This window comes from Streptococcus sobrinus DSM 20742 = ATCC 33478 (assembly GCF_000686605.1).
GTDB lineage: Bacteria > Bacillota > Bacilli > Lactobacillales > Streptococcaceae > Streptococcus > Streptococcus sobrinus.
This window is the reverse complement of sequence record NZ_JMLC01000001.1, coordinates 178204-190849: the sequence shown is the minus strand read 5'-3', so window position 1 is coordinate 190849 and position 12646 is coordinate 178204. Positions and strand designations below refer to the sequence as shown.

The following is a 12646-nucleotide window of genomic DNA, read 5'->3' as shown; positions in this document are numbered from 1 at the left end:
TTACAATAATGGCACGATAAAGCTTATCCAAAACCAGCTAATGGGCATGACCAAAACCATGGCTGGAATCATATCAGCAGTTGGAAACATCTTAACCTGAATAATCCGAAAACCAGTCGCAACCATAAGAAAGCCTCCGCAGGCTGTGAAATCACTGATAATAGCTGGCGTTGTCAGAGGAACAATGACTCCAGCTAGGTAAAAGAGGATGGAAAAGACGACAAATTGAGGCAGGGCGATGGCCGAAACAACAAAGCCCAGATTGCAGGCAAAGATGGCTGCCGTGAAGAAATCCAAAATTGATTTTGAAATCAGGATGGAAGCATCACCAGTCATCCCATTGACCAGGCTCCCATAAATACCAGTTCCGCTAGCACAGAAAAGGACGATGACTGTCACTAGGTCATTGAGAAATTGTTTCCTAGGCATGTCAGGCTTGGAGGGGAAAATTTTCGACATGTAGCGTTGCATGATAAAGCCCCCTTTAAAAAGTTTGCGGTCAAAATCAAGCAAAAGTCCAACAATCGTTCCCAGAACGACAGCGAAAATAACGGCTGGCATATAGGACATCTTGATAATTGAGGCAATCCCCATTCCCATCGAACAGACGCCAAAAATCATATTCATCTTATCCTTAAAGGTATCATTGAGATGATGACCGAAGAAACCACCCAAGAGACCACCAAAAATGATGGAAAAACTGTTAACAAGCACACCAACTGGCATTAAAACACTTCCTTTTTTAGTAAGACAGTTGGAAAAAGGCGACCAACTGCCAGCCTTTTCTTTTCACCCTATACTCATTTAAAATCAAAATTAACATTTTATTTTGATACTTTCTTAAAAAGTGCGGACGCAAGCAAACTCCTAGCGGAGTTTCATTGCTAATTTTTGAGCCTAGGTCTCAAAAATTTCCGTTATTAGCAACAACTGACTTTGCTGCTAATAATACCACTTTGGAGAAAGTATCACCCTATCCTTTATCATCTGATAAAAAGTTAAATCTCTAGCAGAAAATAACCTTGATAGGATTGTAAGTTTTGAATATCAAAGAGTATTATTTGATAGCTTTTATTCTAGCACTATCCCCTACAAAAATAAAGGTAGCCTCAAGAGCTACCTAGAAAAGTATTTGATTTGTTAAGGTTGGTTAGTTTACTAAACGACAGAGCAAATATATCGTCCAGCGATTCGAGGTCAACCACAGGGCCAGCTCAGCGGCCAAAGCAGGTTGGCGAGCTCAGCCCAGTTGGGCTTGACAAAACAAGCCTGATTGAGTCGCTAGTGAAATCAGACCTAATGACTTTTCTGCAAAACCGGACCAACCAAATCTTTTGCTTCAAGTTCAGACTGCTTTTTAATCCAAGGCTTTGAGCTCCAGTACCATGTCGCGGATTTGGGCGGCCAATTCAAAGTCAAGCAACTCAGCTGCTTCTTGCATCTGCTTTTGCAGCTTCTTGATGGTTTCCTGCCGTTCCTTCTTGGACATGGTGGAAACATCCATCTCTTCAGCTACCTGGCTGTCTTCATTGGTCTTGGTGATGGCAATTAGGTCACGAATTTCCTTCTTAATGGTTTGTGGTACGATACCATGTTCCTTATTGTAGGCCATTTGGATTTCCCGCCGGCGGGCCGTTTCATCCATGGCCTTCTGCATGGATTCGGTTACGGTATCGGCGTACATGATAACGTGGCCTTGACTATTGCGGGCAGCCCGTCCGATGGTCTGAATCAGGCCCCGTTCATTGCGGAGAAAACCTTCCTTGTCCGCATCCAGAATGGCAATCAGGCTGACTTCGGGAACGTCAATACCTTCCCGCAGGAGGTTAATCCCAATCAGGACATCAAAGACACCCAGACGCAGGTCCCGAATAATTTCAGTCCGCTCTAAGGTCTTAATGTCGCTGTGCATGTATTTGACCTTGACCCCCATCTCCTTGAGATAATCGGTCAGGTCTTCAGCCATCTTCTTGGTCAGGGTGGTGATAAAGGTCCGCTCTCCCTTTTCAACACGGTCATTGATTTCGCCCAGCAGGTCATCCATCTGTCCCATGGTTGGACGAACTTCAACCTCGGGGTCCAGCAGACCTGTTGGCCGAATAATTTGCTCGATAACGGTATCAGTCTGTTCCATCTCGTAGTCACCTGGAGTGGCAGACACGTAGACAATCTGATGGACATGGCTTTCAAATTCTTCCCGGCGCAGGGGACGGTTGTCCAGGGCAGATGGCAGGCGGAAACCATAATTGACCAGCATCTCCTTACGGGAGCGGTCACCATTATACATGCCCTTGATTTGCCCCATTGTCATATGACTTTCATCAATCATAATCAGGAAGTCTTCTGGGAAGAAATCCAGCAGGGTATAGGGAGGCTCGCCCTCACTCCGACCATCCATGTGGCGAGAATAGTTTTCGACCCCGCTAGTATAGCCCATCTCCCGCAACATTTCGATGTCGTAATCGGTCCTTTGCTTGAGCCTTTGGGCTTCCAAGAGTTTGCCTTCAGACTCAAAGAGTTGGAGCTGCTGCTGGAGCTCAGCCTGAATTTTGGCAATGGCCACTTCCATATGCTCATCATTGGTCATAAAGTGGGTAGCTGGAAAAATCGCTAGGTGGTCCACTTCGCCCAGATTGTGGCCGGTCAAGGCATCAATTTCTCGAATTCGGTCAATTTCATCGCCGAAAAACTCTACCCGAAAGGCGTGCTGGTCGCGGCTGGCTGGAAAGACTTCTACCACATCGCCCCGCACCCGAAAACGTCCCCGTTGGAAATCAATGTCGTTGCGCTCGAATTGAATATCAACCAAATCGTTAAGGAGCTGGTCACGAGAAATTTCTTGACCAGGACGTAGGCTGACCACGCTGTCGGCGTATTCCTTAGGCGAACCCAGACCATAGATGCAGGAAACTGAGGCCACTACGATAACATCATTACGTTCCAAAAGACTTGAGGTAGCCGAGTGACGAAGCTTATCAATTTCGTCATTGACCGAACTATCCTTTTCAATATAAGTATCCGAAGAAGGGACATAGGCCTCAGGCTGGTAATAATCATAATAGGAAACGAAGTACTCGACCGCATTATCGGGAAAGAACTCCTTGAACTCCCCATAGAGCTGACCCGCTAGGGTCTTATTGTGGGCGATGACTAGGGTTGGCTTGTTGACCTTGCTAATGACCTGACTCATGGTGTAGGTCTTACCCGTACCGGTCGCCCCCAGGAGAATCTGGGCCTTTTCGCCTCCTTCAATATTATCAACCAAAGCTTCAATCGCCTGCGGTTGGTCCCCCGCTGGTTGGTATTTAGAAACCAGGTGAAATCGGTTGTTGTCTGTGCGATCTATCATCATATCACTTCTTTTCTTTCAATAGTTGATTTTATTGTAACATAGAAAAAATAAAAGAGAGGGGGAACAAGATTGATTGCAGTCATCAACCTTATTCCCCTCAAACTTTAGCTGTCAAATCACTTATCACAAGTCATACTTAATGAAACTCAAAAATTAAATGTTACCCTTTACGCAGTTTTACCTTTAATTCCAGATTGGCAGCAATTCTTTGAAAACTATTATCAGGAGCCCTGCCAAGGCTCTTCCTTCTCCCCTTGCGAACGTTTTTCTAGTCTTAACTGCCAGAGGAGAAAAATGATGGTCAGTAATAGAACGAAGGAAGTTAAGAGACTCCCTTCCGTTCCGAAAGCTCCTCCAGAAATCCATTCTGCTACTCCTGATTTATGAGAGAAATGAAATAGGGAAGCACCAGGCTCTTGACCACTAACGGCAATACCAAAGATGTTTCCTTGCATAAAATTCCAGGCGACGTGGAGGCCAGAAACTCCCCAGATATTATCCCTTTTCAGGGCATAAAGGGTCATGACGATACCAGATAAAATGATACACAAGATTGAATAGAAGATAACATGTGCATTGAGAAGATGCATCAAACCGAATAAACCACTTGAGACACCAACGGCTAGGGCCAAATTAAAGCGTCTATTCAGTAGAGGTAGCAACCACCCTCTTGTCAATAGTTCTTCTGTTCCACTCTGGATGAACCAAAAGGGAATTAAGGACAAAACATAGAGAATGATCAAGAGCGAGAAATCCATGTCTGTAAAATAGACCCCACCAAATAGATAGGTCAGAGCAAAAGAAAGAGAAATGATTAGGCTTCCAAATCCCCAACTCTTAGCGATTTCCTTGAAAGCCTTCCTCTTTTGAAAGAAACCCAAGCTGGTAATTGACCGCCTCTCGACCCACTTGACCCAAATCATCAAGAGAATTGCGACAAAGAGAAAGAGAAGCAATTGAAAATACATGGAAGAAAAAAGTTTCCAAAATTACCTATTCTCATGAAATAAAATAGCATACCTGGAATAATCAATAGAATACTGCCCAGAAAACTACCAATCCAGAAGAAGGCTTCCACCATCAAACAGGCCAAAATCAGAAAAAGCCATCTGGGTATCTTATCATATAACTTCGTCGGTGCTTGCAATAGCCGTTTTTCCATACAATTTCTCCTCATCATGAAAGCTTGTATTATATTAATAGTCCAAATATAACATAGCTGGTCTAATTTTACAAATCATCACATGTCAGGTTTTCTGACATAAAATCGATAAAAATTTGCTTAAGGCCTTATTTTCTGATAAAATAAGGAGGAAATTTACAATAAGGAGACAACCATGAAGAAAAAACTTCTGACACTTATGCTAAGTGTCTTGTCAGCTCTTCTTTTCTCAGGGAAGGCCCAGGCTGCTGAAAAGATTTCTATCGTTTCTGACACCGCCTATGCTCCCTTTGAATTTAAGGACAGCGACCAAACCTATAAGGGGATTGATGTCGACATCATTAAAGAAGTCGCCAAACGCTCCGGTTGGGACTATAAGCAGACCTACCCAGGTTTTGATGCCGCTGTCAATGCTGTCCAATCTGGTCAGGCTGATGGCCTGATGGCTGGAACTACTGTTACCGACGCCCGTAAAAAGGTCTTCAGTTTCTCAGACTCCTACTATGATACCTCAATCGTTGTCTATACCAAATCAGGAACGACAAGCATTTCTAGTTATGACCAACTCAAGGGGAAAACTGTCGGTGTTAAAAACGGTACAGCCGCCCAAGACTGGTTGGACCAGCATGCCGATCAATATGGCTATACTGTCAAAACTTTTGATACCAGCGATCTGATGAACAACAGCCTAGACCAAGGGGCAGTCGATGCCGCTATGGATGACAAACCTGTTGTTCAATACGCTATCAAACAAGGCAAACACTACGATATGAGTATGGACGGTGAATCGGTTGGCAGCTTCGCCTTTGGTGTCAAAAAAGGCAGTAAGCAAGAATACCTGATTAAAGATTTCAACAAGGCTCTTAAAGCCATGAAGAAGGACGGTACCTACGATAAAATCATGAAGAAGTGGTTGGGGAATTCCGTTAATGAAAACTCAACAACACCTTCTGCCAGCCTTCATCTGACTGGGGATGCTAACAAAAAAGCAACTCCCGTTAAAAATAGCTATACCATTGTTTTAGATTCATCCTTCGCCCCATTTGAGTTCCAAAACAGTTCTGGCGGCTATACTGGTATTGATGTTGAGTTAATCAAGGCTATTGCAAAACAACAAGGTTTCAAGATTAAATTGCAATACCCTGGCTTCGATGCTGCCCTCAATGCTGTTCAGTCTAGTCAGGCTGACGGAGTTATCGCCGGCATGACTATTACTGACGAACGCAAGGCCACCTTTGACTTCTCAGATGCCTACTATTCAGCCAATACTATTGTTGCCGTTCCGTCTGATTCCAAAATCAGCAAGTACGCTGATCTTAAGGGTAAGACAGTTGGTGCCAAGAAGGGAACCGCTTCTTACGACTGGTTAACCCAACATGCCAGCCAATACGGCTATACAGTACGAGCTTACGACGATGGCTCAACTCTCTACGACAGCCTACAAAACGGTTCGATTGATGCCATGATGGACGATGAAGCCGTCCTCAAATATGCTATCAAGCAAGGCCGGAAGTTCAAGACTCCGATTAAGGGAGAAAAGTCCGGTGATGTCGGCTTTGCTGTTAAGAAGGGATCAGATCCTGAGCTGATTCAAATGTTTAACAATGGACTTGCCTCTCTGGTTAAATCCGGTAAGTATGACAAGATTGTCAACAAATACCTGGCTGATAATAAGACAAGCAAGAAGAAGTCAGCTGATGAAACCACTATCATTGGTCTCATCCAAAACAACTACAAGCAACTCTTGCAAGGTTTGGGTATTACCGTTGCTCTGACCCTCCTTTCCTTCGCCATTGCCATGGTTATTGGTATTATCTTTGGAATGATGGCTGTTGCTCCAAATAAGATTCTCCAAGGAATCGCTAAAATCTTCGTTGATGTGGTTCGGGGTATTCCCTTGATGATTGTCGCAGCCTTCATCTATTGGGGTATTCCCAACCTGATTGAATCCATCACCGGTCACCAATCACCAATCAACGATTTTGTTGCCGCCACTATCGCTCTCTCCCTCAACGCTGCTGCCTATATCGCTGAAATTGTTCGTGGTGGTATTGAGGCTGTACCTAAGGGACAAATGGAAGCCAGCCGAAGCCTGGGTATTCCTTACGGCAAGACCATGCGTAAGGTTATCCTGCCCCAAGCTGTTCGTGTCATGTTGCCGAACTTCATCAACCAGTTCGTTATCTCGCTGAAAGATACAACCATTGTTTCCGCAATCGGTCTAGTCGAGCTCTTCCAAACTGGTAAAATTATCATTGCCCGTAACTACCAATCCTTCCGGATGTACGCTATCTTAGCCATCATCTATCTGGTCATCATCACCCTCTTGACCCGCTTGGCAAAACGATTAGAAAGGAAGCTTAAATAATGGCAGACTTGAAAATTGATGTGCAAGACCTCCATAAATCCTATGGAGACAATGAAGTCTTGAAGGGCATTGATGCCCAATTTAATGAAGGTGATGTCGTTTGTATCATCGGACCTTCTGGTTCAGGAAAGTCAACCTTCCTGCGGACGCTTAACCTGCTGGAATCTATCACCAGTGGTAAAGTCATCGTTGATGGCTATGAGCTATCCGACCCCAAAACCGATGTCGATAAGGTGCGGGAAAATATTGGGATGGTTTTCCAACACTTCAACCTCTTCCCCCACATGTCGGTCTTGGACAATATTACCTTTGCCCCTGTTGAGCTGGGGAAATATTCCAAGGAGGAAGCTGAAAAAGTTGGCATGGATCTGCTGGAAAAGGTCGGACTCTCCGACAAGCGTGGTGTCAGTCCTGAAAGTCTTTCAGGGGGACAAAAGCAGCGGGTGGCTATCGCTCGCAGCCTGGCTATGAATCCTGACATCATGCTCTTTGACGAGCCGACATCAGCTCTGGACCCTGAAATGGTCGGTGATGTGCTCAACGTTATGCGAGACCTAGCCGAACAGGGCATGACCATGCTGATTGTCACCCACGAAATGGGCTTCGCCAGAAAGGTCGCCAATCGCGTTATCTTTACTGACGGCGGTGAATTCCTCGAAGACGGAACACCCGAACAAATCTTCGATAACCCTCAACATCCTCGTCTCAAGGAATTCCTGGACAAGGTCTTGAATGCTTAAATGCAGAAACGCTACGATCATTGTCGTGGTGTTTTTTTTTGTGTCTCAACTGCTTCTTGCTTTTCCCCTATCTTATGGTACAATAAGAGCAAATAATCAGGAGGTAGGGTGCATTGAAAAATTAATTTTCTTCTTGTTTGATTGGACTTTTTGACGAGACTGATTGAGTTGGCTTCGACCGACTGGATTCAGTTACCTTGTCTCGTTTTGAAGAAAATCGCCAAAGTTGTGAGACTTTATCTAGAAGAAAATTGATTGCATGCACATTATCATAAATTATAAGCTAGATACTAGTCTTTTTTGTGCGGTCAAACAAGTTCTACTGGATAAGGTAGGACTTGTTTTTTTAATCGCAAGGAGGCTTTTATGCTACAAATGCAAGATTTAACAATCGTCCAAGATAAGGATTTACACACCCTAATTGAAAAATTAAATGTCACCATAAACATTGGTGATAAGGTAGCCATCATAGGTGAGGAAGGTACGGGTAAATCAACCCTACTGCAATACATTTATCATCCCGAAATGATTGTCAGCTATGCTAGTGTAACCGGTAAGATTGTCAATCATTTCAAGTCTATGGCCTATCTTCCTCAGATTCTCCCCAAAGAAGATAGCCAACTGTCCATTTCAGACTATCTTTATAAGGATATTGACTACAATCTTTTTGATTTTAATCTGCTCTACCAATTAGCGACCACTCTCCACTTTGACAGCCAGCGTTTTGCAGATGTTGAGCAAACTGTCGCTCAACTTTCAGGAGGCGAAAAAATCAAACTTCAACTTCTGAAACTCTTAGCTCAGCAACCCGACTTGCTCCTCTTGGATGAACCTTCAAGCGACTTGGATATGGAAACAATGAACTGGTTAGAAAAATTCATTGCCGAAAGTCCCTTAACGATTATTTTCATTTCCCATGATGAAACCCTACTTAGTAAGACTGCCACACACATTATCCACCTAGAGCAAGTCAAAAAAGGGAATCAGGCTCGCTCAACAAGTAAAGCCCTTGACTACAAAACCTATATTAACCAACGGCAAGATTCACGCATCAAGCAAGAACGCATTGCCAAGAAAGAACGAGAAAAACAGCAAAGCCGGCTGGAAAAACTCAATCGTACTAAGTCCTCTGTACGGCACAATCTAGCTGCAACTAAAAATGATGTTCAAGGACGCCTGCTAGCCAAGAAAATGAAGAATATCCTGTCACAGGAAAAACGCTTTGAAAGAGAAGAAAAAGGATTTACAGAATTACCTGATAACCCTGACAACATTAGACTCTTCTTTGCTGCTATCCAGACTCTACCAGCTCAGAAAATCTTACTAAATTACCAAGCTGAAAAAGTGATAACAGGACAGATCATTGACTTCACTCTAAAAGGGCAGGAGAAAATTGCCCTTATCGGTCCTAATGGTATTGGAAAAACGACATTAATAAGAAAGATCTACCAAGATTTGCAAGACAAACCAGGCGTTTCTGTCGGCTATATGCCACAGGAATATTCAGAAAACGTTGACCAAAATCTGACAGCACTCGAATTTCTCAGCCAGTCCGGTCGCGAAGAGGAGGCACGTACCTTATTAGCCGGCCTCAAATTCACACGGAATGAAATCCTCCACCCTATTAGTCATCTATCTGGAGGCCAAAAAGCCAAACTCTTTCTAGCCAAGATGGTTTTTGACCGCAATAATATTTTGCTTCTGGATGAACCAACTCGCCACTTCTCTCCGAGCTCTCAACCAGAAATTAGACGATTACTACAAGATTACCCTGGTGCGATTTTTACCATTTCACATGATCGAACTTTCATCGAGCAAGTCACTCAAATTAGCTATCAATTAACCGAAGAAGAACTCATCAGACTAGACTAATGCTTAATGGAAATCAAAAGTAGGAAAAGTAACGAGGTTAGGAGTTTTTGTCCCAGCCTCAGCAAGTAAGGCAAAGTGAGTTAACAACGGAGAATTTTGATTTTCAAAGGATATAAAAAGAGGCCAGCCCTTATTTGGACTGACCTTCTTCTTTTTGCTTGGCAGCCTGTGCTGCTTCCTCCTTTTCCCGCTCTAAACGCAACTTACGATTGGGATTGAGCTTATTAAAAAGCTCCTCCAACTTGTCCGCATTCCAAACATCGGCAGCCGACACAAAGTTGCCATCCTTATCACGGAAGGATATGGGCTTGTCTCCCATAAAATCACCTCTTTCAGGCTTAAAATTTCTATATTTGTATGTAGTTGATAAACCGTTCGCTTTAGCGCGAGCTATGGCCCACTCACTATCTGTAGTCTATCAATCCGCCATATCGATTGACCTAGAATTGCTGCGACTTTAGTCGCTGACAATTTTAGTACGACACTGCACACATCCGACCGATACTGTTGGATGTGTGCAGTTAGTAAGGGAGTTAAGCAGTTGCTATTGGGCAACTGCTGTAGCCTATCAAGTGTTTTAACAAAGTAGGGCTCACGAGATTACGACAGGAAGAAAAAATAGTCGACACTACTATTTTTTCGGAGTTAGTAAGGTTGATAGGCTGTTCGCCATAGCGACAGACGTAACTTATCAATCGCTTCAGCGTTTAGATAAGTTTTCAATATTAGTCAACGACGCTTGAAAATCAAAGTCGATTTTAGTTTGATTTTAAAGCTAGTTTAATAGTTAGTCAATCCGCCATAGCGGTTGACGTAGAATTGCTGCGACTTTAGTCGCTGACAATTCTTACTAATCAACGAACTCAAACTCAAACTTGCCGATACGAACCAGGTCACCATCCTTGGCACCACGTTCTCGCAGGGCTTCGTCAACTCCCATTCCCCGCAATTGGCGGGCAAATTTCATGATGGCTTCGTCTCGTTCTAGGTTGGTCATGACAAAGAGTTTTTCCAACTTCTCACCGGATAGTACCCAAGTGGCATCATCATCCCGGCTGATTTCAAATGGTTTTTGCTCTTCATCAAAGCCATAGTAGACTTCTTCTTGGGCCAACTCATCTTCGCTGTAGAGCAAGAATTCGTCCGTCTTATCCAAGAGTTCCGCTGTCGCTTCCAATAAGTTTTCCAAACCTTGATGGGCCAGGCTGGAAATAGGAAAAATCATTGGCAGATCCTCAAATTCATCGTAGTCCGCTACCAATTTTTTCTTGAATTCTTGCAAATTCTCTTCGGCTTCCGACATATCCATCTTGTTGGCCACAATAATCTGAGGCCGCTCCATCAGGCGAAGATTGTAGGTTTCCAACTCCTTGTTGATGGACTGGTAATCCTCATAAGGGTCACGTCCTTCGGCTGCTGACATATCGATGACATGGAGGATAACCCGAGTCCGCTCAATATGTCGCAAGAACTGGGTTCCCAGACCAATACCCTGACTAGCTCCTTCAATCAGACCGGGCAGGTCAGCCATGGCAAAGCTTTCACCAGACTTGGTCCGAACCATGCCGATATTAGGGACAATGGTGGTAAAATGGTAGGCTCCGATTTTGGGTTTGGCTGCTGAAACCACGCTAAGCAGGGTTGATTTCCCGACAGAAGGAAAACCGACCAAGCCAACATCGGCCAAAATTTTCAGTTCCAGTTGCAGGTCTCGCTCTTCACCAGGTTCACCATTTTCGGAAATTTCCGGAGCAGGGTTGCGAGGGGTAGCGAAACGAATATTCCCCCGACCACCACGGCCACCCTTGGCAGCAACAAATTCTTGCCCATTCTCAACTAAGTCAGTCAAAACCTTCCCCGTTTGGGCATCTCTAACCGTTGTCCCAGGTGGGATAGCGACAATGAGATCCTCGGCACCACGCCCGTGCATGCCCTTGGTCATCCCCTTTTCGCCATTTTTGGCCTTAAATTTACGATTATAGCGGAAATCCATGAGGGTGCGAAGTCCTTCATCGACCTTAAAGATGACCGAGCCACCCTTACCGCCGTCACCGCCCCAAGGGCCACCGTTAGGGACGTATTTTTCACGACGAAAGGCCACCATGCCATCGCCGCCACGACCTGCCTTAACGTTAATCTTGGCGGTATCTAAAAACATACTCATACTTGTTTTCTTCCTTTTTCCTCTAAAAAAACGCTCTTAGGAGCGTTTCAAACCTCATTAGAAGGCAGCAAGTGCACCGAGAACGATTGCTCCTACAGTAATGATAACCATTAACATAACAACCCACATCGTCAAGTGTTCAAAAAATGTTTTCTTACGTGGACCATTTTCTCCAAAAGCCATTATATCTACCTCTTTACTACATTATTTTAACCTATCTTACCATGATTGGCCCTACAAATCAACTTGAAACCCTGATAAATCAGCCAACTCTCGTTCAGTCAAACGACGATACTGCCCCTCCTCTAAATCATCTGGAAGGGTCAAAGGTCCCATGCTCAGTCGCTTGAGTTCTAGAACCTTTTTCCCACGGCTGGCCACCATCCGTTTAACCTGATGAAACTTACCTTCGGCAATCTCAATTTCTACCTGGCAAGTTTGCTCAGTTTGGTCGCTTTCCAAAATCCGCAAGGTCGTTGGCTGGCAGACAAAATCCTTTAGCTCAATCCCCTGGGCAAAGGCTGTCACGTCCTCAGTCGTCATCAGACCTGCCACCTTAGCCTGATAAACCTTGGAAACATGCTTTTTAGGTGACAGCATAGCGCGTGGGCCAGGGGACCGTTATTGGTCAAGAGCAAGAGACCTGTCGTATCAATGTCCAGACGACCAAGGGGAAAGACCTGCTTGTGTCGAGCAGTCTCGTCCAGCAAATCAAGAACCGTACGATGCTGGTCATCCTCAGTCGCTGAAACGACACCTTTAGGTTTATAGAGCAAATAATAAACAAAGGTCTCGTGTTGAAGAAACTGGCCAGCATAAGCGATCTCATCCTTGACCTCATCAATTTGTCGCTTGGGCGAAGTTTCCAGTTTCCCATTAACTTGAACCTGTTTCTTCTTCAAAAACGTCTTGACCTGACTGCGACTCCCAATACCGCAGTCCACTAAAAATTTATCCAAACGTATGGCCTGACAACTCCATCTCTTAA

At 44.4% G+C, this 12646-nt stretch carries 9 protein-coding genes and 1 pseudogene; 3 read left to right on the top strand and 7 right to left on the bottom strand.

Features of this window, described 5'->3' with window-relative positions; all coding sequences use genetic code 11:
• The 3 genes from BS63_RS0100900 to BS63_RS0100890 form a co-directional block, all read right to left on the bottom strand.
• Entirely contained in the window at positions 1-726 is a 726-nt protein-coding gene (locus tag BS63_RS0100900; RefSeq protein ID WP_002963304.1) for a DUF554 domain-containing protein, read from the bottom strand.
• A 631-nt stretch (positions 727-1357) separates the two neighbouring features.
• Positions 1358-3349 (bottom strand): excinuclease ABC subunit UvrB, encoded by a 1992-nt coding sequence (gene uvrB / locus BS63_RS0100895; protein ID WP_002961499.1) that lies wholly within the window; start codon positions 3347-3349, stop codon positions 1358-1360.
• A gap of 224 nt (positions 3350-3573) precedes the next feature.
• Positions 3574-4320 carry a CPBP family intramembrane glutamic endopeptidase gene (locus BS63_RS0100890; RefSeq protein ID WP_002961501.1) on the bottom strand — a complete coding sequence of 249 codons (747 nt, stop codon included), beginning with the start codon at positions 4318-4320 and terminating at the stop codon, positions 3574-3576.
• Between the two features lie 369 nt (positions 4321-4689).
• Here BS63_RS0100890 and BS63_RS0100885 point away from each other — a divergent pair, with 369 nt between their 5' ends.
• From BS63_RS0100885 to BS63_RS0100875, 3 genes are all read left to right on the top strand, one after another.
• Entirely contained in the window at positions 4690-6882 is a 2193-nt protein-coding gene (locus BS63_RS0100885; protein ID WP_028798381.1) for an ABC transporter substrate-binding protein/permease, read from the top strand.
• Positions 6882-7622 carry an amino acid ABC transporter ATP-binding protein gene (locus tag BS63_RS0100880; protein WP_002961504.1) on the top strand — a complete coding sequence of 247 codons (741 nt, stop codon included), beginning with the start codon at positions 6882-6884 and terminating at the stop codon, positions 7620-7622. The genes BS63_RS0100885 and BS63_RS0100880 overlap by 1 nt, the downstream gene beginning before the upstream one ends.
• 366 nt (positions 7623-7988) lie before the next feature.
• Positions 7989-9494: an ATP-binding cassette domain-containing protein gene (locus BS63_RS0100875; RefSeq protein WP_002961506.1), complete on the top strand. Its 1506-nt coding sequence runs from the start codon at positions 7989-7991 to the stop codon at positions 9492-9494.
• 130 nt (positions 9495-9624) lie between these two features.
• Here the strand turns inward: BS63_RS0100875 and BS63_RS0100870 are convergent, their stop codons facing one another.
• From BS63_RS0100870 to BS63_RS1000000111230, 4 genes and pseudogenes are all read right to left on the bottom strand, one after another.
• A complete protein-coding gene (locus BS63_RS0100870; protein WP_002961509.1) occupies positions 9625-9813 on the bottom strand; it encodes a hypothetical protein in 189 nt (62 codons plus the stop codon).
• 531 nt (positions 9814-10344) lie between these two features.
• On the bottom strand, positions 10345-11658 hold the full coding sequence (gene obgE / locus BS63_RS0100865; protein ID WP_028798380.1) for a GTPase ObgE: 1314 nt from the start codon (positions 11656-11658) through the stop codon (positions 10345-10347).
• Positions 11659-11715: 57 nt separating this feature from the next.
• Positions 11716-11841 (bottom strand): DUF4044 domain-containing protein, encoded by a 126-nt coding sequence (locus tag BS63_RS1000000111570; RefSeq protein WP_019768965.1) that lies wholly within the window; start codon positions 11839-11841, stop codon positions 11716-11718.
• Positions 11842-11892: 51 nt separating this feature from the next.
• Positions 11893-12623, bottom strand: a pseudogene (locus BS63_RS1000000111230) (pseudouridine synthase).
• Between the last annotated feature and the right edge of the window lie 23 nt (positions 12624-12646).

What these genes read in the sequence shown, in the direction of transcription:
- BS63_RS0100885 (WP_028798381.1), top strand. Translation starts at nt 4,690, where the DNA reads ATGAAGAAAAAACTTCTGACACTTATGCTAAGTGTCTTGTCAGCTCTT.
- BS63_RS0100900 (WP_002963304.1), bottom strand. Translation starts at nt 726, where the DNA reads ATGCCAGTTGGTGTGCTTGTTAACAGTTTTTCCATCATTTTTGGTGGT.
- uvrB (WP_002961499.1), bottom strand. Translation starts at nt 3,349, where the DNA reads ATGATAGATCGCACAGACAACAACCGATTTCACCTGGTTTCTAAATAC.
- BS63_RS0100875 (WP_002961506.1), top strand. Translation starts at nt 7,989, where the DNA reads ATGCTACAAATGCAAGATTTAACAATCGTCCAAGATAAGGATTTACAC.
- BS63_RS0100870 (WP_002961509.1), bottom strand. Translation starts at nt 9,813, where the DNA reads ATGGGAGACAAGCCCATATCCTTCCGTGATAAGGATGGCAACTTTGTG.
- BS63_RS0100880 (WP_002961504.1), top strand. Translation starts at nt 6,882, where the DNA reads ATGGCAGACTTGAAAATTGATGTGCAAGACCTCCATAAATCCTATGGA.
- BS63_RS1000000111570 (WP_019768965.1), bottom strand. Translation starts at nt 11,841, where the DNA reads ATGGCTTTTGGAGAAAATGGTCCACGTAAGAAAACATTTTTTGAACAC.
- obgE (WP_028798380.1), bottom strand. Translation starts at nt 11,658, where the DNA reads ATGAGTATGTTTTTAGATACCGCCAAGATTAACGTTAAGGCAGGTCGT.
- BS63_RS0100890 (WP_002961501.1), bottom strand. Translation starts at nt 4,320, where the DNA reads ATGTATTTTCAATTGCTTCTCTTTCTCTTTGTCGCAATTCTCTTGATG.